The sequence below is a fragment of the uncultured Tateyamaria sp. genome, from assembly GCF_947494755.1.
Classification (GTDB): Bacteria; Pseudomonadota; Alphaproteobacteria; order Rhodobacterales; family Rhodobacteraceae; genus Tateyamaria.
Map to the genome: position 1 here is coordinate 16,035 of NZ_CANLVZ010000016.1, position 21,651 is coordinate 37,685.

At 61.7% G+C, this 21,651-nt stretch carries 21 protein-coding genes; 10 read left to right on the plus strand and 11 right to left on the minus strand.

What is annotated here, in order from left to right:
* Nucleotides 1-5: 5 nt before the first annotated feature.
* On the minus strand, nucleotides 6-755 hold the full coding sequence (locus Q0908_RS17100; protein WP_299287367.1) for a CatB-related O-acetyltransferase: 750 nt from the start codon (nucleotides 753-755) through the stop codon (nucleotides 6-8).
* A gap of 190 nt (nucleotides 756-945) precedes the next feature.
* Between Q0908_RS17100 and Q0908_RS17105 the strand changes: the two genes are divergently transcribed.
* Nucleotides 946-2,127, plus strand: a complete 1,182-nt coding sequence (locus Q0908_RS17105; RefSeq protein ID WP_299287370.1) for a polysaccharide pyruvyl transferase family protein — start codon at nucleotides 946-948, stop codon at nucleotides 2,125-2,127.
* Between the two features lie 373 nt (nucleotides 2,128-2,500).
* Nucleotides 2,501-3,169, plus strand: coding sequence for a sugar transferase (locus Q0908_RS17110; RefSeq protein WP_299287373.1), 669 nt, complete (start codon nucleotides 2,501-2,503; stop codon nucleotides 3,167-3,169).
* 7 nt (nucleotides 3,170-3,176) lie between these two features.
* Here the strand turns inward: Q0908_RS17110 and Q0908_RS17115 are convergent, their stop codons facing one another.
* The 5 genes from Q0908_RS17115 to Q0908_RS17135 all read right to left on the minus strand — a co-directional run bounded on the left by Q0908_RS17115 (nucleotide 3,177) and on the right by Q0908_RS17135 (nucleotide 6,381).
* Complete coding sequence (locus Q0908_RS17115) at nucleotides 3,177-3,869, minus strand: SGNH/GDSL hydrolase family protein (protein ID WP_299287376.1); 693 nt, start codon at nucleotides 3,867-3,869, stop codon at nucleotides 3,177-3,179.
* Nucleotides 3,866-4,357: an acyltransferase gene (locus tag Q0908_RS17120; protein WP_299287379.1), complete on the minus strand. Its 492-nt coding sequence runs from the start codon at nucleotides 4,355-4,357 to the stop codon at nucleotides 3,866-3,868. Before Q0908_RS17120 ends, Q0908_RS17115 begins: the two co-directional genes overlap by 4 nt.
* Nucleotides 4,358-4,534: 177 nt before the next feature.
* The gene (locus Q0908_RS17125) at nucleotides 4,535-5,224 is read right to left on the minus strand and encodes a hypothetical protein (protein ID WP_299287382.1); all 690 of its coding nucleotides are present in this window, start codon (nucleotides 5,222-5,224) and stop codon (nucleotides 4,535-4,537) included.
* Between the two features lie 57 nt (nucleotides 5,225-5,281).
* Complete coding sequence (locus Q0908_RS17130) at nucleotides 5,282-5,974, minus strand: RES family NAD+ phosphorylase (protein WP_299287385.1); 693 nt, start codon at nucleotides 5,972-5,974, stop codon at nucleotides 5,282-5,284.
* Complete coding sequence (locus tag Q0908_RS17135) at nucleotides 5,971-6,381, minus strand: MbcA/ParS/Xre antitoxin family protein (RefSeq protein ID WP_299287388.1); 411 nt, start codon at nucleotides 6,379-6,381, stop codon at nucleotides 5,971-5,973. The genes Q0908_RS17130 and Q0908_RS17135 overlap by 4 nt, the downstream gene beginning before the upstream one ends.
* Before the next feature lie 152 nt (nucleotides 6,382-6,533).
* On the opposite strand from Q0908_RS17135, the gene Q0908_RS17140 reads away from it, so the two are divergent.
* Nucleotides 6,534-10,394, plus strand: a complete 3,861-nt coding sequence (locus Q0908_RS17140) for a hypothetical protein (RefSeq protein ID WP_299287391.1) — start codon at nucleotides 6,534-6,536, stop codon at nucleotides 10,392-10,394.
* Nucleotides 10,395-10,426: 32 nt separating this feature from the next.
* Nucleotides 10,427-10,870, plus strand: coding sequence for a hypothetical protein (locus Q0908_RS17145; RefSeq protein ID WP_299287394.1), 444 nt, complete (start codon nucleotides 10,427-10,429; stop codon nucleotides 10,868-10,870).
* Nucleotide 10,871: 1 nt separating this feature from the next.
* Here the strand turns inward: Q0908_RS17145 and Q0908_RS17150 are convergent, their stop codons facing one another.
* A complete protein-coding gene (locus Q0908_RS17150) occupies nucleotides 10,872-12,452 on the minus strand; it encodes a hypothetical protein (RefSeq protein WP_299287397.1) in 1,581 nt (526 codons plus the stop codon).
* Nucleotides 12,453-12,633: 181 nt separating this feature from the next.
* The gene (locus Q0908_RS17155) at nucleotides 12,634-13,464 is read right to left on the minus strand and encodes a hypothetical protein (protein ID WP_299287400.1); all 831 of its coding nucleotides are present in this window, start codon (nucleotides 13,462-13,464) and stop codon (nucleotides 12,634-12,636) included.
* Nucleotides 13,465-13,707: 243 nt separating this feature from the next.
* On the opposite strand from Q0908_RS17155, the gene Q0908_RS17160 reads away from it, so the two are divergent.
* From Q0908_RS17160 to Q0908_RS17185, 6 genes are all read left to right on the plus strand, one after another.
* A complete protein-coding gene (locus tag Q0908_RS17160; RefSeq protein WP_299287403.1) occupies nucleotides 13,708-14,211 on the plus strand; it encodes a hypothetical protein in 504 nt (167 codons plus the stop codon).
* A gap of 113 nt (nucleotides 14,212-14,324) precedes the next feature.
* Nucleotides 14,325-14,756 carry a hypothetical protein gene (locus Q0908_RS17165; protein WP_299287406.1) on the plus strand — a complete coding sequence of 144 codons (432 nt, stop codon included), beginning with the start codon at nucleotides 14,325-14,327 and terminating at the stop codon, nucleotides 14,754-14,756.
* 24 nt (nucleotides 14,757-14,780) lie between these two features.
* Nucleotides 14,781-15,407 (plus strand): MotA/TolQ/ExbB proton channel family protein, encoded by a 627-nt coding sequence (locus Q0908_RS17170; RefSeq protein WP_299154023.1) that lies wholly within the window; start codon nucleotides 14,781-14,783, stop codon nucleotides 15,405-15,407.
* Between the two features lie 15 nt (nucleotides 15,408-15,422).
* Entirely contained in the window at nucleotides 15,423-15,884 is a 462-nt protein-coding gene (locus Q0908_RS17175) for a biopolymer transporter ExbD (protein ID WP_299287410.1), read from the plus strand.
* A 1-nt stretch (nucleotide 15,885) separates the two neighbouring features.
* On the plus strand, nucleotides 15,886-16,293 hold the full coding sequence (locus Q0908_RS17180) for a biopolymer transporter ExbD (RefSeq protein WP_299287413.1): 408 nt from the start codon (nucleotides 15,886-15,888) through the stop codon (nucleotides 16,291-16,293).
* Complete coding sequence (locus Q0908_RS17185; RefSeq protein WP_299287416.1) at nucleotides 16,290-17,996, plus strand: hypothetical protein; 1,707 nt, start codon at nucleotides 16,290-16,292, stop codon at nucleotides 17,994-17,996. The genes Q0908_RS17180 and Q0908_RS17185 overlap by 4 nt, the downstream gene beginning before the upstream one ends.
* Nucleotides 17,997-18,011: 15 nt before the next feature.
* Here Q0908_RS17185 and Q0908_RS17190 read toward each other — a convergent pair whose 3' ends face one another.
* The 3 genes from Q0908_RS17190 to tagF are packed head-to-tail and all read right to left on the minus strand — an operon-like array spanning nucleotide 18,012 to nucleotide 21,648.
* The gene (locus Q0908_RS17190; protein ID WP_299287419.1) at nucleotides 18,012-20,129 is read right to left on the minus strand and encodes a serine/threonine-protein kinase; all 2,118 of its coding nucleotides are present in this window, start codon (nucleotides 20,127-20,129) and stop codon (nucleotides 18,012-18,014) included.
* The gene (locus Q0908_RS17195) at nucleotides 20,126-20,941 is read right to left on the minus strand and encodes a protein phosphatase 2C domain-containing protein (protein ID WP_299287422.1); all 816 of its coding nucleotides are present in this window, start codon (nucleotides 20,939-20,941) and stop codon (nucleotides 20,126-20,128) included. The genes Q0908_RS17190 and Q0908_RS17195 overlap by 4 nt, the downstream gene beginning before the upstream one ends.
* Nucleotides 20,938-21,648 (minus strand): type VI secretion system-associated protein TagF, encoded by a 711-nt coding sequence (gene tagF / locus Q0908_RS17200; RefSeq protein ID WP_299287425.1) that lies wholly within the window; start codon nucleotides 21,646-21,648, stop codon nucleotides 20,938-20,940. Before tagF ends, Q0908_RS17195 begins: the two co-directional genes overlap by 4 nt.
* Nucleotides 21,649-21,651: the final 3 nt, after the last annotated feature.

Below are 21,651 nucleotides of genomic sequence, written 5' to 3' on the forward strand. Positions count from 1 at the left end.
CGCGGCTAGGCGCGCACCTCATTCGACCAGGTTTCAAGGGCTTGCGCCGCCTCGACCGTCATTTCGGTCAGAAACAGATCGGGCCGGCGCATCAGGATATCGGGGGAATGTCGCCACCACGCCGACGCTTCGATATGGGTTTGAACGGGCGCGGCAAACCGCATCTTCAGCACTTTGGCCGGAACCCCGCCAACCACTTCAAAGGGCTGCACATCCTTGGTGACGACGGCTCCGGCGGCGATGACAGCCCCGGTTCCGACAGATCGACATCCCGACAGGATCGTGGCCCCATCCCCGATCCAGACATCGTGGCCAATGCTGATCGGATTTTCTCGATCCGTCTCAATCGTATCGCGGTGCAAGGCCCCCAACGCGGCATTGTAGAAAAACGGATGTTGGGTGGCGCGTTCAATAGGATGGTTGCGGCGGCGCACGGTGATGCCCGTCCCGAACGAGCAATATGCACCCACCCGAGACCCCGGCGGCAAGGCGCCCAGCCTCAGCAACCCACCATAGGAATAAAGCCCGACCTCAATATCCAAGGCGCGGGCAAGATGCGCGCGATAGGACTGCGAAAACATCTCGCCCCCCTCTAGCCGCAGCACAAGTTTCAGCGCCCGTGACCGAAGCCGGGGGATGCGCGCCAGTTTCAGCAACGCATGCGCCAACGGACTGCGCCCGTTGCGCGCTGCCGCCTTCATCAATGCTTCAGCGTTCGGTTTGACTGCGCTCAGCGGGTCGGTGGTGTCGACCATACGTCTCTCCATCTTGGATCCGGTCTGTAGCGGCCCCTGACCAAAATGCCCAATGATTTGGCCAAAACCAGCACCGGCAGGCCAAAGACCGCCAAGTGCAGCGATGATCGGTTTCCCCGTCACAATCTTTCGGTATGAAGAAGCCACACGCCCAAAGTGGTGCGACGTAAGAAGAGCGGAAGTAAGCAAGATGAGCGCAGGTCGAGAGATCACGATCGGGCTGTTGGGCCACACAACGACATCCTCAAATCTGGGCATCGGCGCGCTGACGATCGCCGACATGCGGATCATCCAAGAGGCCGCCAGCGCCCTTGGTCATACCGTGCATTTCGAGATCGCAGCGTGGCGCGAACCAAACGATCCCTATATCACCGGCGACAACGTCACCTATCACCAACTCAGTCGAAAATTCCTGACCTCCCCCAGTGGAATGTGGGCGATGGCGCGGCGGTGCAGTCTGATGGTGGATATCTGCGGCGGCGACAGCTTTACCGACATCTATGGAACCAAGCGGTTTCTCTATCAGATGGCGGCGCAGCGGATCACCCTGGCGGCGCGCACACCGCTCGGCTTTGCGCCCCAAACCATCGGGCCTTTCCAACGCACCTGGGTTCAAAAGGCGGCTGTGGCGGTCATGCGCAAATCCGCTTTCGTCTTTGCACGCGATCAATTGTCGACCGCCTACGCGACCAAGATCTCCGGCCAGGATATCAATCTGAACGAAGCAACCGATGTCGCCTTCCTGCTGCCCTACGACAAACCTGCCGCAACCGACGATGGCACCGTGCATGTAGGGATCAATGTGTCAGGCCTGCTGTTTTCGGGCGGCTACACCGGCAAGAACGAATTTGGCCTCAAGCTCGACTACGCCGCCCTGATCCGCGATCTGGTGTCCTATTTCAACGACCTGGACGGATGCACCGTGCATCTGATCAGTCACGTGATCCGGCCTGACAATTCCATGGCCAAGGAAGACGACCACGCCGCGGCCCTGCAACTCGCCCGCGAATTCGAAGGCGTGATTGCCGAGCCGCCCGCGCAAGACCCAAGCATGGCCAAAAGCCAGATTGCGGCCATGGATTTCTTCTTTGGCGCGCGCATGCACGCCTGCATCGCGGCCTTTTCCAGTGGGGTGCCGGTCATTCCGATGGCCTACAGCCGCAAATTCATCGGGCTGTTCGGCACCCTTGGATACGATCACGTCGCGGATTGCCGCGAGGTCGACGCCGCACAGGCCCGCAAGATGATCATTGATGGGTACCACGACCGGGCGAACCTCAAAAAAGCGGTCGCTGTCGCACTCAAAGACGTGGACGAACGGCTTGAAACCTATCGCGATTGTCTGACCCAGACGTTGCGCCATTCCGGATAGTACGCCGCCTGCAGCATTTTGGGGCGTGACGCGGGTAAAAGCCGCCAACCCACGATAGTCGACCACCCGAAACCATACACCTACGGACCCGAATCGAGCCGGTTTCAGTGCCGTTTTTCTGAGCAAATGCAAGCACTCAGACATAATTCGCATGTTTATTGCGCAGTTTTTCGTAATTTCAGCGAGGTTCGGCCAGAAATCGCTTTCGCGCGAGGATTGCATGAAAACTTTTTGCACGTGCAGCAGGCTTTTGTCACAAACTGAACGTATCGATAAGACGACGCGTCAGATCAGCCGCACCTCACTGTGATTTGGGTCCGGCGCATCGCATTCGATGACGCCGAACATGAGCAGACCGCCAGGGAAGAATTTTATGTTTTTTGACAATATGATACCTTCGACACGTTCACAGTTTGCTCTGGGCCGCCGGGCCAATACTTTCTATCGCCGGTTTGGCAAGCGGACGTTGGACATCGTCATCGTTCTGGCCAGCCTTCCCATATTCTTGCCAATCATCGCGATCATTGCAGGCCTTGTCGCGCTGGATGGTGGCAAGCCATTCTACCTGCAAAACCGGATCGGGCGTAGCGGTCGTGTCTTTAAGTTGCTCAAGATCCGTACGATGGTGCCCAACGCTGACGAACGGCTCGAACAGCACCTCCGCGCGGACCCCGCCGCCCGCGCAGAGTGGGACGCCACCCAAAAGCTCAAGAACGATCCCCGCATCATTCCCATCGGGCGTTTTCTGCGGCGCAGTTCACTGGATGAGTTGCCACAGCTTTTGAACGTACTGATGGGCCACATGAGCGTCGTGGGCCCGCGCCCGATGATGTGTAGCCAACGCACGCTTTATCCCGGCACCGACTATTATCGGCTGTTCCCCGGCATCACCGGAAACTGGCAGGTATCTGACCGCCACGAAACGAAATTCGCGACCCGGGCCCGTTACGACTCCGAATACATGTCGACGCAATCCTTGGGGACGGATCTGGGCATTATGATGCAGACCGTGCGCGTTGTTGTGCGCGGCACCGGCGTCTGAAAGTCACCTAGTCCGCGTCACACCCCAATGCGCTGGCCAGCGTCGGGACGATGATCTGCCGTTCTTGATCCGGGCTGGGATGCAGCCCATCAGCGGGTTTCGCAATATGCCGTGGGGCCATGAGCCACCGGGAATATAAATCCACCAGACCAACCTGATGATCCGCAGCCAGCGCCTGATATTGCTGGTAGTGGAGGTTCAAAAACGGCCGCACAATGCCGCGGAGCCCGAAAGCCGGGTTCATCGTCATCAGCGCGATGCGCGCCTCGGGCACGGCAGCACCCAAGTCATCCAAAATCGCGGCATGTTGAGTCCGCGCACGGCTCAGCGGCACACCATCCAAAATGTCAGCGTCATTGATGGCAAATTCCAGCAGAACCACGTCAGGCTGCGCAGCGATCACATCAGATACAAGCGACTGACCCCAAGCCGACCCCGCTCCCGGTGCCGCGACTCGCCTGACCTCTACGGGGGCATCGCGGCATGCGCTCAACACCGTCTGCAACTCGTCAGGCCATGGGCTGCGCGCCGTCAGGCTGGTGCCGAACGCAACGATGCGCACCGGCCCGGGCAGAAGGGGCGCTATGGCCACATCATTGATCTGCGAGGGCTGCGGGCGGAGGAACACGGCCATCACCGCCACCACCGCGCATGCACCAGCCGCCACACCCCAAGCGCGAGGTCCAAACCGGCGCTTCATCCATCTTCTGCCATGGCAAGCCTGCTTTCCGTCTCGTCCGCATCCACGAACCGGCCATAGGCCACAACGTCGATATTTTCGCGCAGGACCCGCGCGGGGTTGCCCGCGACCAGACTGCGCGGCGGAACGGATTTGGTGACAACAGACCCCGCGCCAATCACGCAGTTGTCTCCGATCTCGATACCCGGCAGGATCATGCAGCGCCCACCGAGAAAGCAGTTTTGCCCAATCCGTGTATGCACATAAAGGCCGCGGGTGCGGTCATGGGTCAGGATCCGCGCCTCAAAGGCGATGTAGGAATGCGCGCCGACATGCACACCTTTGGGAAAGGTCCGGTCGAACTTGGCAGAAAGTGAGAACTGCGCGGTGGGATGAATGTCATGCCCCCAGATCCGGGTCAGATAGTGCCACCTGAGCCGCACAAGCGTATTGCGCACCGCACTCAGCCGATTAAGCCCGGTCGGCCGCTTCTTTTGCAATTCACTCACCAACTGTCCCTTTGATCATCACCTCGACCTGTATCGAAATACCGTCAATGCAAACGCCTATCCATGACGGAAGTGCGCCAGACCCGTCTCTTGGTCACAAGAACGCCGGATGTTGAAATTTTCGGCAGCAATTGGCCGAAACTCGCAGGACTTGGGCAGTGGAACGCACGAAAATCCTCAGCCGCCGCTGCGGTGCAACTTCTTCCACTGAAAATATCGAAAGCCGTCATTGGCCGCCGTGGTCTGCAACAGCTTGCGGGTTTCGGCCTGATGCTGCGGCGTCGGGCGAAACAGATAGCGTTCGGTCAGCGAATACTTCTGCAATTCGTCGGGCACGTTGCCTTTGACCCACCCGCGAGTGCGCGGGACGGTCCACATCAGATTGCCTTGGGCGATCTGCCATTGCGCAAAGCGGATATCGACATACCCTTCGGCCCCGCGCATTGCGGCCAGCGGCGGATAGGTTGTCCCCTTCATCAGCGCGACCCCGGTGCCAAGCCGGGTCACACCCCGGATCGACTTCATCCCGCGCCGAAAGTGGTAGTATTTCCACCCCGACGGTGCCTCGGCATCCGGCGACAACCCATGCAGCCCGATCAGGGTAGTGTCGAAATCCATGTGTTCGGTGAAGGACAGCATGTGCGCCACGTAATCGGCCGGATAGACCAGATCGTCATCCATGGTGAAAATCAAATCGTCCGGGTCAGGCTGGAAATGGAACTTGCCGACATCCAGCAGATCATCATCGGGGATCACGGTCACGATGCGCTCATTCCCCGCGATCTCATCTGGCACATGTTCAAACTGGTTGAGGGTGAGGAACAGGCGATCGACCTGCGGCAGAACCGCTTGGATGTTGTGCAGCATCAGGTCTCTGCGTCGAGGGAAAGAGGCCATATGCGCCCTGATCATGGGCCGCACTTATCAAAGGACACGGAACACCTCGCCCCGGCTGGCGTCGCGGACCAGATCGACACGGGCCCCGTTCCAATGGTAGTCCAAATGCCGCCCTTGCACCGGATGGCGTGCAAGATCGGGATAGAACAGGCCCACACAAGTGCCCTCACCGCGCACACTCGGATACACGATCCCGTCACCGTTTTCCCGCCGCACCTGCGCGGCAAAGGCTTGCGCGGCGCTGTAGTCATCGGGGTCAAGCAGGTCAGCCGGGGCCGTGTCGCGCAGATCAACCAGCCGCGCATCAACACCCAGGACCAGTTCACGAAACTGCGACGTCCAGCCGGGGGGCTGCGCCGTCTGCGCCATGAATTGCGCGTGGTGAAAAATCGTTTCGTGCACTGCCGTGTCAAAGTCGCTGGCCACATACAGCACACCCAAGCGCCCGTCCGAGAACCGACTGGGGCGATCCGGGCTGGTATGCGTGAACGGGGCCATGAGGTAACTCGCCCCCGGACCACTGACGCGGCGCGCCGGGGGAACAAGATCAAGGTTGCCAATCGTGTCCATCACCCGGGGATTCGTCTTTTGCTCGGCTGAAATCAGCAGCGGCCAGTCTTCGGGGTCCGCAATGTCTTCGAACAGATCAATCGGGGGGAAACTGCTGCGCACAATCCGCACGCCTGCGTCCCACTCCACATGGGCCGCAGGCAACGTCACCAGGCCCCACGCTCCGCATCCAAATAGCGGCGCACACGCATCAGGTCGGTCAACTCGCCCCCCAGCATCACCTGCAGCGCAGGTTGGCCAAAGGCCGCATTCGGGGCCTTGACCCAAGCATAGACGCGGGCGGGATCGACAAAGATCAGGCGCAGCGCCTTGTGAATGCCTATGATATTGGACAGGCGTGCCTTGGTGTCGCGATCCATCCGCCCCGGCTGCCCCGCTTTCCACCGCCGATAGGTGCGCACCGGCAGGTCAAGCAAAGTCGCCGCCTCTTCATCCGTAATTTGCCATTTGGCAAACAGATTGACGACAGCGCGCAGCATCGCCCCCGCTTCTGCATCCGTAATTGGATCAGCAGTAAACGCCTGCGCTTTGGTTTCGAGAGGTTGCAAGGACATCATAATCTCTTTTTGGCATTTATTTATAATATAGCTGCCATTTGGCAATGTGCAATTTATAATTTAGAGCACCCTTATAAATCTCAGTTGCAATACCGCGCGGCTTTCGTACCTTTGCGCCATTCTTCAAACCCTTTTGAAAAGAGACCGGATCGATGAAAACCTGGGCCGACTTGAGTGACGCACAGCAAACATTCATCACACGCTACCTCAAGAAAAGCGTCAAAGATCTGTTCCGCAAACGCGAGAAATCAGCGACGAACAAGGCCATCATCGGGGCATATGGCAATTACCTCGACCTCAAGAAGCTGTTTGACGACAGCGCCGTGCAGGTGCCCGACGACTACCCGCAGCGCGCGCCGATCATGGCGCTGGCCGACACCGCAGATACCACGCACAGGGCGGGAAAATTCGATCAGGCCGCGGCCATCATCACCCCCGCAATTCCACAAATGGAACAGTTGCGGCGCGACTTGACGGATGCTGCCGATGCGGCTCGCAGCGCGGTTGTGCCCGCAGGTGAGGACGGGTTTGCCCAGTCCGACAAGGACGAAATCGAAACCGCCCGCCGGGTGATCCTGCAGCTTTTGGCCGACCCCTTGCCGACACAAGAGGCAATGACAGCAGCAAGTGCCGCCAAGCCAGATTATGACCGCGCCGTGCGCGCCGCGACTGAGGCGATGGCGGATTTACTGGCGGCAACCTCCGCACTCGCGCAGGCCAAGACGCTCTGCGCGGCGATGCTGGCCGCCGCTGGTAGTCTTGACCCGACGCCTTATGCCTCAACACCCCAAGGGGCTGCATTGGCCGCCGCCGTGCAGACCGCCCAAGCGTTGCAACGCGAAGTCGCCTCTGTCCCCATGGATGACATCAAGTCAATGCGCGCTTTGACTGCCAAACTTGAGGACTTCCACACCGCTGACGAGGTCACGCAACTGGCCGCCGCTGCGCTGCTGGCCCTGACGACTGCGGTGACCCACCAGTTCGAACAGGTCCGTGCCAGTCTTGAAACCGGGCGCGATGCCGATCTTTCGCGGTTCAGCGGCGAGGCTGAATTCGCGCAGATGACCACGCTCCAGACCCAGATCAAGGACGACCTCGCCTTTATCAACACGCAGCTTGCATCACGCGATGCGGACGACCTCAGTGCCTTGACCACCCGCATAGACGAGGCCGCCAGGCGGGCTGTTGATCTCGATACGCTGCAACGCACCGTGGGCGTGCGCATGGCAAAGGCGGATCTGGCCAGCAAAGGGGCCAAAGAGGCGCATCAGGACGGCATCCTGCGCTTGATGGATTCAAATAAGGTTGCCGCAGACAAAGTCGTCGCCAGCCTTGAACGCAACGCCGCCCTCTTGGGGGGACAGCCCGCCACGCCGGACTTCTTGCGTGCCAAAAAGGGCGAAGTGGAGACATTGCAGGGCGAATACGAGGCCGCCAACGCAGCCAATACCGCTGCAAGCGTCGAGTACAACCGATTGGACGGTCTGGAACAGGCCCGCATCCAGGAACTCCGCCAACTTGTTGGGCAGATCAACGCGACGGCGCCCCCGATCCCGACCAACCTGATGGACGATTACAACGACTTGCGCACTGACGTGCAGCAACTGGGAACCCTCAAGGCGACGGCCCTGACGGACCATCAGGCCAAGTACGCCGCCCTGACAACGAAGGTCGCCGAACTTAATCAGGCCAAAACCGTTTTGGCTGCGGCCACAACGCAGCGCACCATGCTGGATGCAATCACCTTCGGGCCCTTGTCCCCCGTCGCGGGTCGTCCGATCCCGGATGACATGGTGGCGGATGTCGTCGATCTATTTGACACCAACCCTGCCCTTGCCACGCAAACCTGCCGCCTCGCCGCCACCGCCAAAGACCCCAAAAAGCTTGCGGAAACGGCAGTCTATCTGGCTGGCCAATGTGAAACCGGGTTCGAATGGCAACCGCCCGATGGACCAGACGGCGTCACCCCGCCCACCAAAAGCATGAACACCGGGGCTGCCAATAACTACGCCAAGCAGTTGCTGAACCGGGTGGCCTATTTTGGGCCCGACTTTGCCGATCAGGCCCAGGACGCGATTGCGCGCGGCATCCCGTTTGAACAGAACACCATCTTGCGCGCCGCCGGATCCGTGACGCCCAAACAGACCGCAGGTCTGCGCGCCACAGAGGCGGCGGGCGCCATGATGGAAAAGACCGTCAACGCCGACGGCGACACCGTGGTGAAACTCGCGCTGGACGGTGACGCGTTCAAGGACGTGCTTGACCGGCAAAAGTTCTCTGCGGATGGGCAATTCCAGCCGTCGGCGATGATGAACGCCGAGATGGACAAGCTGGCCGCCTTCTTTGGCGACCCAACGGAGGGGGCGACCCGGCGGGCCGAAGCCGAAGCGATCCTGAATTCCGTAACATCCGTTCCCGCCTCCCCCGCCGCGCGGGATCTGATGCACAAATCGATGGGCATTCCGCTGGCCGATTTCGACGATCCGGCAAAGGCGGACGAGGTCAAGGAAAAGATTCAGCAAGGCATCCTGAAGTCGATGGTCACCCCCGTGGCCCAGGCCGATGTGGGCTCCTGCTTTGCGACGGCACCGCTGCGCAAGATGCGCGATGACGATCCGCTTGCGGTAATGGAGATGTACCGCGACATCGCCACCACCGGCACGTTCAAGCCCAAGCAGGGCCGCCCGCTTCCCGCCGTGGTCAACATCCCGCCGGGTGATGATCCGTTAACGCGCAGTCTGGAATACTCGGTGGCCGCCGCCGGTGCCCGCCTCGCCTCCAGCCGCGAACGGACCAACATCAATGCGGCCGTCTTCGGAATGCGCGATCCCACAGCCCCCTCCCTGATGAACGTGGGCAGCGTCTTGGACAGCGCGGACTGGACCACGCTGCAACCCCAACTCCTGCAGGCGGTCGCGGGTGGGTTTTCCTTCACCTATGACCCGCTGGCCAATGCCTCCGGCACATCCAATGACGGCTCTTCGGACAAGGGCTTCATGCGGATGATCGAGGCGGACACTCAAAAGCCGATCCTATCTCAGGCGGAATTCATCGCTTTCATCAAACGCAAATCGACCGAGGCCGTCACCGCCGCAGGGTTGCCGGACACAGACCGCGACAAGGTACTTGCCTATATCGACGACCCGGCCTTCGTCGCCAGCGTCGACCGAATGGCCGGGCCCAGCAAGCCCTGGGACATGAGCTTTGGCGGGTTCGGGGACGAAGCGGGCGATGCGCTGTTCGGGCATGGCGGCACCAAGCGCAGCACCGATCTGGTCAGCAAAGACAGCTCCGACACGACCGGCGACCGGGCGATCAAAGTACTCAAGAGCCTTGGCGGACTCAGCAATCAGGGCATGACAATGGTGGCGACCAGAGGAATGCACTCGTTCAACGCATTGCCGCCCGAAGGGGCCTACAAGGCGCTGCTGACGGGTGACGTCGATGCCAATATTCAGTCCATGCTTGTCGAACCGGGGCGTAAGATCGCTACCACCAAACTGCCCAGGGACAGGGCCGTCTACCTCTATGACAAACAGATGGAGGCGACGCTGAACCAGGTCAGCACCGATGCAGAACGCAATCTGGTGCGGGCGGCCTTTGGTAATCGACCCACGACAGACATGACCCCGGCTGAACTCGAAAGCCATATCAGCACTCAACTGGATGCAGTCAAAACAGCGCGCGCCGACGCCGCAGCGCAGGCTTGGGCCAGCGCGCAAACCACCGCACCTTCGGCCACAGAGCTCAACGCCAAGAAGCTGGCAGAGAAAACCGCCCAAGACGAACGCTTCACCAAGCTCGCGACCCGAACGCTCACCCAGGAACTGGGGGTGCCCGAATTTGTGGTTGCGGATCCCAATTGGGGCAGCGAGGGGGACCACAACCTGTTTGTCATCGCACCCGACCCCCTGACAGGCGAACCCAAACTGTGGCAAAAGTCAGTGATGTCGGGGGGCCTCTGGCCTCTGGGCGATGACTGGCTGAAAGCAAACTGGCGCGTCGAAGACTGATGCCAACACTTGAACTCGAAAGGTAGCCAAACGTGGACCTTCCCCCGATCGACCTGATGCTAGATATGACCGGCGCGCCCATGGTGCGGGTCGATACCGCGCAGGAATATACCGATATCGCGGCCCTCTTTGGGGACGTGCCGGCATTGCAGCAACCTGCCAACGCCGAAACCGCAGCCAAGGCGGTGAACCACCTCGCCGAGGGGTTCAACTTTGGGGTCATCCTTGACCCGCAAACCTTCAGCACCGCGTATTTCGAACGCTACGACGCCGAGGAAGACGCCGAATGGCAGCAAGGGCAAAGCCGCCTACGGGACTTTGGCAAGCCGGACCTGTCACACCTGACCCCGCCGCAAGTCAGCGACGGCACCCTCGTGTTCTTCGCCGATGACAAGTATCTGGGGCTGGCCTACCGGGTGACGATGCCGTTTGACACGACCATCCCCGACTACCAGCCCGTGCCGATGGGCAACTAGGTTACGCCGCCTTTGCCAGCACCGCATCCACTTCGGCCAAGGCCGATGTGGCCGTGCCGGTCACACTGACGGTGGTAAAGCCGTTATTGGCGTCCACATCCTTGAAGAACGGAGTCTGCAACTCGGACTGATACTCGGCCAGCACCTTGCGGGCATCGCCCTTGAGGGTCTCACGGCGGGCGCCATCCGGCTCGACCACCAGCGCTTCCAGTGCAGCCTCAAGCCGATCATCCAGCGACTCCAGATATGAGAACAGCGCCTTGGTGTCGTTGGCCATACCCGCGAACTCCTCGCCCTGACACACAGCCAGAATGGCGTTTTGCAGCTTCATCATCTCGGACTGCAACTGGGTGCGGGCCTTGGACCAGCCAAGGCGGGCGCGCACGAAGGGCACTACGTCTGCCGGAATATCCTTTTCGGCATCGGTCTGCTCCGCCGCTTCGCCCTCGGCGATCAGTTTCTCAAGGCCGGGAACAACCTTCATCCCGTCCACAAAGGCACCCGTGTCCCCTTTTTCGGTAAAGAACGCCCAAGCGGCGCGCATCTTGCTGACGTCACCCATGTTGCGCTCAAGCAGGTTCATCACCGCAGGTTCAAGACGGGCACGGGCCGCGTTCCAGGCCTGACCGTCTTCGCTCGCATTTGGATCAGCAGCCTGTTCAGACGTCGGTTCGGGGCTCGCGGCCTCTTCGGACGGGGCCGCTTTGGTCTGCGCAGCAGAGACTTTGGTGATCGCCTCGCCCAAGGCTTTGGCCGTGGCCGCCGCTTTGGCAAAATCACCGCTTTCGATCTGGGTCAGCAACGCGGCATGGGCGGTTTCCAAACGGGTCTTGCCGTCGCCGTCCTGCAGTCCTTCGATCCGCTTGCCAAGGTTGGTTGCAGCGGTCTGCAACTTCATCGCCATCGGATCGGCAGATGGCGGAGGGGGTGGCGGCGGTGCCGCAGCCTCTGCACCGTTGCCAAGTTTCGCAATGGCCTGTTCCAGCTTGCCCATCGTCGCATCGGCGGTGTCCAAATCCCCGCCCTTCAACGCAACGATAGCCGATTTGTACCCTTTGGCGAGCGGGGCCTGCGCCGCACTTGGCGCACCCTTGATCGCACCCTGCAATGCCACGGCACGGGCTTTCAGCGCGTCGACACGTTCGGCGTCATCATTGCCCGACTCCGCCGGTGCAGCGTCCTCGACAACATCCGCGTCATCCGCGTCCATTTCAGGATCGGCGGGCAGATCCTCGATATCCTCTTCGAGCACATTGCCGTCTGCATCCAGAACGATCACGTTCATGGGGCATTTTTCAAGCTTGAGGTATTTCTTGAGCTTCTTGGCCATCTGCGGCAGTTCGCGGGTGCAGGTCAGCGACATGACCCGTCCCGTACTTTCCACCGTTCCAAAGCCCAGCTTGGTGCCTTCGCTCTCGGCGCGCGCCTCGCGGCCAATGACCTCAGGCTTTTTCTTGCGGTCGATATAGAACACATCGTCCTGCGGCGATCCGGCAGGGCAGTAGGCAAAGGACATGGCGCGCTTTTTTGACAGCTTCACCATCTTTTTCAGTTCGCCGCCCCGAAGTGACGTATCACCCATACCCATCATTCCCTTCTTGTGATCGGCCCCGTTTGCCAAGGCTCGGATGTAAACGATTTTCCCGCAGGGGATAAACTGCAATATCTTTGTGCGGACAGCCTACATCATTCGATGCGCCTGACAAATCCAAAGGCAGGTCGATTTTGATTTATCATGTGGGCTTCAGCGGCAGCGCACGGGCCTAGCGGAAGACGCCCGAGCCACCAATCGACAGTTTGGGTTTCGGCTTGGCCGCAGGCGCTGCTGCACGCGGTGCCGGTGCGGGTGCCGGGGCACGCCGCGTGGTCGTGGTTGTCGTGCGCTGCGTTGTGGTCGCGCGCGGCGTTGGTGCGGGACGCGCCGCCGCCACAGGTGTCGGACAAGCCACGTCACCATTGATGATGATCGCCCGGAACAGGCCGTTGGACGGCTCGGGATTGTCCCACGTGACCGAGGCCAACTGCTGGAAATACTCGCCCACCGAACGGCGAGACCCCGGACCCCATGCCCCGTCGATACCAGAGCGATAGCAATTCATCCGTGCCAATTCGATTTGCAAGGCGCGGTTCAGCTGATCGGCTTCGGGGTCCAGATGCCCTTCTTCTATCAAACGGCGAAACAGGTCAGGGTTCTCGGCGCGCATCGCTTCGCGGGCGGCCAGATCATCGATGGAAAACGCGACCTCCTCCACCGTGGCCGGCAGCAGGCGTTCGATCCCGAACTCTTCTTCCTGCCCGGCTCCGATCACACCCAGGATAATGGACGGTTTTGGCAACGTCCCCGGGGTGCGCACAGCCGCTTGAATCACCCCTGCTGATTCGATCAGACCGCTGAAAACAGGACCGGTTGTGGCGCTTGGAAGGGCGGCCAGCACCAACGCGTCACCCTCAGAAGCCAATTCGATGCCGATCGGTTGGATATCAAGGCCCTGCGCGACGCCAATAACCGGCGAAAACACGCCAGCCATCAAGGCAATCACCACATTTCGGCAGAACCGGGTCATCGAAAGAGGTCTCCAAACGCCTGTTTTCATCTGTGTAACACCTTATGCGGCCTCACAAATGCCATGCAAGCAAATCATCCAAGAACCGGGGATCATCGCCCCGATCAGAGGGGGCGTTTCACGCAAATGCGTCAATTTTATGACTACCCCCGGTTGTAAGTTCCGATTTACAGCCCTCAGACCCCCGAAACTGTTGCAAAAAATCAGCGGAAAGCCGCAAATTTCAATGGGGTGACGATGAATTCCTAAGTACGGCATGCTATATCTTCTGACATGAAACGCGCCTTTTTTCTCTCGTTGTCCCTTGTAGCTTTTTCTGGCGGTGCAGGATTTGGTCTGTCGGCTTTGCACGACTACAGCTCGCCCGTCCGCACAGCGACGCTTGTTTCCCCGGATGTTCAGACGGACGCTGGTTCCGGCTTTGTGATCCCGGACTACGTGCCAGCATCGTTCACCGCGACGACATTTGCACCCAAACTTGGCGCACCTGCTGCCGACAGCGACGTGATCTCGCCCAAGCTGCGCACGCAGGACGTGTCGAATATCCGGCCCCGTGGCCGGTCTGAGGCGGTCGCGATGCGCGCCGCTGCGGATGCACCCGCCGCACGCCTCGCCCGCCAACAGGTCGTGGCCCACACTGTGAGCTACACGCCAAACCGCCGGGCCAAGGCGAAAGCCCTCGCGCCCACCGGCTATACCACCTCGCGATCCTTCATTTCGGACGAAAGCGCGGCACCGCGCAACGCGCCGGACTACATCGTAGGCGTCTACCGCTAGGTGCATCCGCCCTCCAAAGAGGGCAGGCCCATCCGCTTTTGAGAGTTGACAGGTCAGAGCCCAAGACCGCTAATGCACGCAGCTATTAGATTGCAGGCATTTCGGGGGCTTTGATGACGCGTTTTTTAACTGCCATGGCGGCAACACTTCTTATTTCAGGTGCTGCGGCACACGCACAGGACGCCACCCCGAACATTTCGCTGGAACTGAACCGGGCCACTGCCTCATCCGATGGGGGCTGCCAGGTGATATTCTTTGGCAAAAACGGGCTTGATCAGGATTTCGAGGAAGTCACCTGGCGCCTCGCGGTCTTCGGCGCGGATGGGGTGTTCCGCAACCTGCTGGCGCTGCCGCTTGGGTCGCTCAGCGCAGGGAAACGGCGGGTGGTGCAATACAACCTGCCTTCCGCCTGCACGGACCTGTCCGAAATCATCGTCAACGACGTGGCCTCTTGCGCGATCGCAGGAGGAGACACAGACAGCAGCGATGTGTGCCTGACCCAATTGACGGTGACATCGCGCACCGATATCGCCTTCGGCCTGTGATCCACGCATTTATCAGGAACAGACATGACCATCTTTGACCTTGCGACGTTCACCGTTTACGGCCTGCTCGGCTTTTTGTCCCTCGTGGCACTCGGCATCGGGCTTTACAAAGTCGGGCAGTTCGCCCGCATGGGCGTGGGACGGCGCAACGAGGCGGAAAAGATCCTCGATGACTGGCTGAACGGGCGCGCGGACGAGGCGATCACAGCCGCCGGGCAACGCCGCTCGGTCCTGTCACGGATCCTGCAAGCGGTGTTCTCGGGCATTCAGGCGCGGCCCACCGATGTGTCCTATGCCGAAGAACTCAGCCGCCAGACCGCCATCGTCGAACTCGCCACGATGAGCGAGCGGATGCGCGCACTGGATATGGTGGTACAGGCCGCACCCATGCTTGGGCTGCTTGGCACGGTTGTGGGGATGATCGACGCGTTTTCGGTGCTGGCTGTGACCGAAGGGGCGGTTGATCCGACGACGCTTGCGGGCGGTATCTATGTCGCTCTGACAACCACCGCCGCGGGCCTTGTAATCGCGCTGTTCGCCTTCTTCCTTGCCACCTGGCTTGAGGGTCGGATCGACCGCGAACGCAATATGATCGAGGCGCTGATGTCAGCAGCCATCCACGGACGGGTCGATCCGAACGCGGCCAACTAGCAGGGTCCGCGTCGGATGGCCTCCAAAAAGACACCGCTGCCGGAACGCCCAAGGCGCTACCGGTTTGTGCTGACACCTCTGGCGGATGCCATGTTTCAGCTGCTGATCTTTTTCATGCTGTCGACCAGCCTGACACCTTACTCGCTGATCACGCTCAAGACGGCCTCAGGCCCCGCGCCCGACGCCGAACAGGCCCAAACCGGCGGCACAGACGAAAGCCAGCCGCCGCCGCCCCCCGGCGTGGACGCCGACATCACCCTGTGGACTATCAACAACGGCACCGTACGCACCGCCGGGCAGGATTACGACATCACGCAACTGGCTGAGCTGGCGGATGCCATCGGATCACAGACTGCGGCAGGGTCGGTGGTGCTGATCGTAGGTGAAACAGCCCGGGTGCAGGACGTCGCCCAAGCGCTCGAAGCGCTTGAGGGGGCCAACGTGGCAGGTGTGCAAATCACCCGCGAGGGGGCCTGATATGGCGCTCGCCCGCCTCCCCCAACGCCGCAAGGGCGCCGTCTTTGACAGCTCTTTGGCGATCATCAACATCGTGCTTTTGCTGATCTTTTTCTTTATCACCACCGGCTCACTGATGAGTTCGCGCACGGTCGAGGTGGCCTTGCCGGAAACCACCCGCCTGCCCCTTGATCTGCTGCCCGAACCATTGTTGATCGTGACGGGCGACATGGCGATGATGCTCGACGGGGCCCCCATCGAAACGGGCACTCTGGCCGCCGCCCTGATCGACAGCCCCACCGTCTATGTCCTGGCCGACCGTGATCTGGGCGCCGCCGCCCTTCTGGGCCTGCTCGACGCCGAAGAACTGATTGCGGTCGAAGTGCAGCTTGTCACGCTCCACCTCAACACCGAGGACGCGCCGGAATGAGCTTTCTGCCCCATGCCGCCTCCAAAGGCCTGACGTGGTACGGATCGCTTACTGCCTCGGCGCTCACCCATGCGGGTGTCGTGGGCTTTTTCATGTTTTCAGGGGCCGTCGCCTTTCTTCCCGAACCCGAGATTAACGAACCTGACGCACCTGAATTTGCCGTCAGTCTCGAAATTCTGGACGCCGATATCGTGGACGAGGCCGAAGTGATCGACGAAAGCGCGGTGATCCCACCCGATGCCGTCGCGCTTGATCCCGACGATCTGGCCACCCTCGCCCCTGACGATAATGTGCTGGCACCTCTGGATGAGGACACGCTTGGCCCGCTTCAGGACGAGGCATTGGCCCCAAGTGATGACCTTGCCCTGCCCGACGACGTCGCCGTGACAGAGCCTGAACTGGCCGAACCGGACCTGCCTGAGCCCGAAGTGATCGCGCCCGAGGTCCTTGAGCCGGACGTGACCGAGCCGGAGGCTGTGGACGCCGAAGTCACCGAACCCGAAGTGGTGGAACCCGAACCCACAGAGCCCGAGATTGTCGAACCCGAGATCGCCGATCTGCAACCCGAAGAGACGGGGATCGAAGTCCCCGACGACACGCCCGCGACCCCGGAACCAGAGCCTGCACCGGCCCCCGAACCGCTGGTCGTGGCCCCCGAAGACCCCTCGCCGCTGGCCATTGATGGGCTCAGCCCCATTGACGACACGGTGCTGAATCCGCTGGCCGAAGGCGGCGCAGGCCCTCTGCCCGATGTCGGCCCCGAAGAAGGCGACGCGCTGGTCCTCGCACCCGAACCAACGCCTGCGCCGGATGAGCTGGCCCTTCTTGCCCCGGAACCGACACCTGAACCCGCCCCAACCGTCGTGACACCTGACGCGGACGCCCCCGCACCTGTCGCCTTGCCCGATCCAGTGGAACCAGAGGTGGCAAAACCCGAGGAGGCCGCCCCGGATGAGGGCGAAACCGCCGATACAGAGCCTGAAATCACCGAACCCGATGGTGAGGGCGCGGGTGATGGCACCGCCGACGCCCCTGTGGTCCCCTCTGCGCCCGCTACGCGGCCTTTGCCCAACCCTACGGCGTCAGACATCGCGATTGGCCAGTTGCTGCGCCGCATCCGCGCCACACCGCAACCGCAATGCACGCTCGCCCTGCCCCGCCGTGCTGGCGGCGATCCGGGGGCCGGTGTGTCCTTTATCGGGGCCGATCTGGACGTGCTCGATGAACTGGCGGGGCGGGTTCTTGATGGTCTGGATTTCGAACCCATCCAGACCCGCGAAGAGATCGATCTGCGCCAATGCGCCACGCTCGACGTGCTGCGCCAGTCCGACAGCTATCCCGCCAGCCGCATCGGCCTCGCGCTGGACAGCAGCAGCCTGGTCAGCGGGGACAGCCTGTCGGGCCGTGTGATCGGCGCAGAGGGGCTGTTTGTGACGCTGCTGCTGGTCGATGATAACGGCGTGGTGCAGGATATGACGCCCTTCGTGCGGCTTGAGGGGAACACGCCGGTGTTTGAGGCCCCCGTGGCGCGCTCCGGCCCCAACCGGGCCACCCGGCAGATCCTGCTGGCCTTGGGCACCCAAGGCGCGCCTCTGGCCGTGACCGAGCGGATCGGGAACGTGGCACAGGACGTGTTCGCGCCCATCCCGGGCGAGGTGTTGCGGGCCATGGTTTTCGGGATCGCGACCTTCGACGTTCGCTAAGCCAAGGCGGTCGGCTTAACGGGTCAACTCCAGAAAGGCGACATCCGCCGCCCCCTGCCCGTCCGTGGCCAACTCGCGGGTCATGAGCGGCAGGATGTCGGCCGCCTGCGTCCCGTCACGCATCGCGCCCGCCCGCACCAGCGGACTGTCCGAGGCGGTCGCCACGATCATGTAAATCCCCGGCGCCGCCGACCCAAGCCGGAAGGCAAAGCGGCGCTCGTCGCCGATGGCATCATCAAACTGACGCATCAGGGAAAACACCTGCCCGTTCGGGTCGACCAGCGCCAGCCAGTTCTCGCGCCCCGTGCTGCCATGCAGCGTGCCCAGCACACCATCGGACCGGGACAAGGTGTTGGCGGCCAGCGACAACTCGACCCCTGCCCCACGCGTGCCCTGTAAACTGCGGGCAAAATCCAGCACCGCACATTGGGCGGGGGTCACACCACGGGGCACCACATCCGGGGTACTGCCAAAGGCGGCGCCAAAGGCTTCGCCAATCCCCTGCAACGGGGTCAGATCGGCGGCAAACCCCTCGATCAGACCGGCACTCTCTCCATGGGTGCGGCGCGCGGCATAGGCGCAGTCCTGCGGCACAGTCTCGGCCAGGAACGTCGCGCGACTGCCCGGAACACGGGTCAGCCCGGCCGTCACCGGATCGGTATCAGCACTGGCAACCTCTTCGCCGCCCGCAACCAAACCACCACCAAAATAATAAGCCGCCCCACCAGCGCCCGCCAAAGCAAGCAACAGAACGGCGAACATGGCACCACGACCGCCCGACTTCTGGGGCGCAGCGGCGGCAGTGGCACTGCGCGACGTGCCCGCCTGCGTCGCGGTCGAACTGGCCGCAAAGGGCACGGCCTGCAAGCCAGGAACCGACCGGTCCTGCGTCGGGACCGCCGGGGGCAACGTGCCACGCGAGCGGGTGGTGGGACCACCATCCAAGGCACGCAGCTCGTCCATCACGGCAGCCATACCGGGCATCCGTTGAGCCGGATCAGGCTGCAACATCTCGTGGAGGATCGGCTGGAACTCCTCGGGGACCATACTGATGTCAGGCACCCCCATGCGCATCTGCACCGCCTCGGCAAAATTACCACCCATGTTGTAAGGCTTGCCCATCAACATCGCGATCATCAGCAACCCAAGGGAATAGACATCACTGGGGCCCTCAGCCTGGCCACCAAACGATCCCAACTGCTCGGGCGAGACATATTTCAACTTGCCCGCAAACTCGTTGCCAATGGTGACGTCCTTGACCGTGGACGACCGGGAAATCCCAAAGTCGATCAACACGGCCTGACCGATATCACCGTCCTGCAACATCACGTTGTCGGGGGACAAATCGCGGTGGACCACACCGATATTGTGGGCGCGCTCAAGACCATCTGCCAGACGCATGGTCAGCTTGATGACATCCGCACGGGGCAAGGGGCCATTGTCTTTCAGAACATCCGACAGCTTGGTGCCCTGGATAAAGCCCATGACCAACGCGTGCAGATTCAGGTTCTGATCCGGGGGCACATAGGCGAAATAGCGGACAATCGCGTCGTGATGCAGCTGGCGCAGCACGCGGGCCTCACGGCGGAACATATCCGCGACCTTGGTGTCCTCGGCCATCTCGGGCAGGATCACCTTGATGGCAACGGACTCGCCGGTGCCGATCTCGACACCCCGGAACACGCGGCCCATGCCGCCCTGATCCAGACGCTCCTCGACGCGGTACATGTTGTTGATGACCAGCCCCGGCTCAAGCGTGTTGAGCGGGGTGGGCGCAGCCCCGGGCGGAGGGGGTACGACCGAGGCGGTATTGGTGTGAGTGACAGGGCCGGCACCAGCACCTTCGTCCTCACCGGTGGACACCATTTCGGTAGCCTTGTCATCGGGATCAAAGGGCTCAGAGGGCGGTTCCTGCACCGGCGCGGCGGTACGCCCGGGGCCCGGATCACGGACGACAACGGTGCGGTCGGATTCCTCCGCGTCATCGGCAGGGACATCCTCGGGCATATCGGACGCATCAGCATCAGCATCCGCCTCCTCGGCGGCGGGCTGAGGCCGAAACAGAATTGTCTTGTCGTCGTCGTCGCCGTCCACCTCGGGGGTGTCGGGACGCGTTTTCTTGTCGTCGCTCATTGTAGTCCTCGAAACTCGGGATATTCACCCTCTACGGCCAACCCCGGCAAACTCAATCTATGACAGCGCACAATGACAACAGACACGTTGTCCTTCCCGCCCCGCGCAAGGGCGGTGCCCACCAAATGCGCGCACATCCCGTCCAGCGGGAAATCTACGCCCTCATACAACACTTCCGCCAGTTCTGAATCTTCGAAATATTCCGTCAAACCATCCGAACACAAAAGGAACAGGTCCCCATCCTCAAGCGTTCCCTCGACCATGTCACATTCAGGCAGTTCCGTCACGCCAATGGCGCGCGTGATCACGTTTTTGCGGGGCCAGCTTTCGGCCTGCTCTGCCGTGATGGATCCGGCATCCAGCAAGGCTTGAACTTCGGTGTGATCCCGGGTCACACGGGTCAGTTTCTGGCCGCGCATGCGGTAGACGCGGCTGTCACCGGACCAGATGCAGGCAAAGTGGTCCTGCTGAACGATCAGCGCCGCAACCGTGGCCCCGATGGTGCCCCGGCCCACTTCGGCGGCATGGGCCTGAATGGTGGCATTGGCGCGGGTGAGGCGATCCATGAACCGCGCGCGCAAATCCATCGCACCTGCGGGCACACCGATGGTTTCCATCTCAGCCACGATGGCCTGACTGGCAAAATCACCTGCGGTATGGCCCCCCATGCCGTCAGCCACCAGCCACAGCCCCGACATGGGCTGCACAAGCAGGCTGTCCTCGTTCAGCTTGCGCACCCGGCCGACATCCGTGCGGGCGCTGGTCTCGAACGACATCAGGCCCTCGGCAGGTGTCACCATATCATCGCTCATCTGTGTCCACCCTCCTCAGCGTGGCCATCGTCGTCCTGTGCGGGCATGGTGTCGGTATCGACCTCCGCCATCAGCCAGCGCAAGGCGCGTGCATCCGGCAACCCGTTTGTCCCCATCCAGCCGGCATCGCGTCCCGCCCCTGCCGGATACCACCAATGGCTCCGCCCCAATTGGGCACGGGCTGCGTCCGTGTCGCGTGCATCCCGCATCAGCCGCGACAAATCCCCATCTGCCCGCTGTCCCCATATCATCCCAGTGGGGCGCATTTGTGGCACTGTGCCATTGATCGGGGGCATGGCGATACCCTCAATTAACCCCTGCACCCCGCCTTGCGCGCAAGTGGTTGCATCTAGGTCGCGCAATGCACCTTCAAGAGCGACATAGAACCCCTCGTCATGGTCCGGGTGGATCGGGGGTAAGGTGTCATAGCCCGCAACGCCGACAATCAACGGATAGCGCCGCCCGACCTTGTCCCACGAGGGCACCCAAATGCCCATCAGTGGCACCCCCAGCACATCCGCCCCGATCCACACCCGCAAGGGCGGTGCAGTATCCCAGGCCGTCTCCCACCCCTCGCCCAGTTCGTCGCGCACGGCTGTCAGGCAGGGTTGCACCCACGCCTCAAGCTGTGTGAGCGCGGCAGGCTCCAGCCCCGCTGTCAGGAAGTCGCCAAAGGCCGGATGTTTGCCATAGATCACCGTGGTCATGGG

Bases quoted from the DNA above. Each gene is read 5' to 3' on its own strand.
- Q0908_RS17100 (WP_299287367.1), bottom strand. From the start codon at position 755: ATGGTCGACACCACCGACCCGCTGAGCGCAGTCAAACCGAACGCTGAA.
- Q0908_RS17105 (WP_299287370.1), top strand. From the start codon at position 946: ATGAGCGCAGGTCGAGAGATCACGATCGGGCTGTTGGGCCACACAACG.
- Q0908_RS17110 (WP_299287373.1), top strand. From the start codon at position 2,501: ATGTTTTTTGACAATATGATACCTTCGACACGTTCACAGTTTGCTCTG.
- Q0908_RS17115 (WP_299287376.1), bottom strand. From the start codon at position 3,869: ATGAAGCGCCGGTTTGGACCTCGCGCTTGGGGTGTGGCGGCTGGTGCA.
- Q0908_RS17125 (WP_299287382.1), bottom strand. From the start codon at position 5,224: ATGCTGCACAACATCCAAGCGGTTCTGCCGCAGGTCGATCGCCTGTTC.
- Q0908_RS17135 (WP_299287388.1), bottom strand. From the start codon at position 6,381: ATGATGTCCTTGCAACCTCTCGAAACCAAAGCGCAGGCGTTTACTGCT.
- Q0908_RS17140 (WP_299287391.1), top strand. From the start codon at position 6,534: ATGAAAACCTGGGCCGACTTGAGTGACGCACAGCAAACATTCATCACA.
- Q0908_RS17150 (WP_299287397.1), bottom strand. From the start codon at position 12,452: ATGGGTGATACGTCACTTCGGGGCGGCGAACTGAAAAAGATGGTGAAG.
- Q0908_RS17155 (WP_299287400.1), bottom strand. From the start codon at position 13,464: ATGAAAACAGGCGTTTGGAGACCTCTTTCGATGACCCGGTTCTGCCGA.
- Q0908_RS17160 (WP_299287403.1), top strand. From the start codon at position 13,708: ATGAAACGCGCCTTTTTTCTCTCGTTGTCCCTTGTAGCTTTTTCTGGC.
- Q0908_RS17165 (WP_299287406.1), top strand. From the start codon at position 14,325: ATGACGCGTTTTTTAACTGCCATGGCGGCAACACTTCTTATTTCAGGT.
- Q0908_RS17170 (WP_299154023.1), top strand. From the start codon at position 14,781: ATGACCATCTTTGACCTTGCGACGTTCACCGTTTACGGCCTGCTCGGC.
- Q0908_RS17175 (WP_299287410.1), top strand. From the start codon at position 15,423: ATGGCCTCCAAAAAGACACCGCTGCCGGAACGCCCAAGGCGCTACCGG.
- Q0908_RS17180 (WP_299287413.1), top strand. From the start codon at position 15,886: ATGGCGCTCGCCCGCCTCCCCCAACGCCGCAAGGGCGCCGTCTTTGAC.
- Q0908_RS17185 (WP_299287416.1), top strand. From the start codon at position 16,290: ATGAGCTTTCTGCCCCATGCCGCCTCCAAAGGCCTGACGTGGTACGGA.
- Q0908_RS17190 (WP_299287419.1), bottom strand. From the start codon at position 20,129: ATGAGCGACGACAAGAAAACGCGTCCCGACACCCCCGAGGTGGACGGC.
- Q0908_RS17195 (WP_299287422.1), bottom strand. From the start codon at position 20,941: ATGAGCGATGATATGGTGACACCTGCCGAGGGCCTGATGTCGTTCGAG.
- tagF (WP_299287425.1), bottom strand. From the start codon at position 21,648: ATGACCACGGTGATCTATGGCAAACATCCGGCCTTTGGCGACTTCCTG.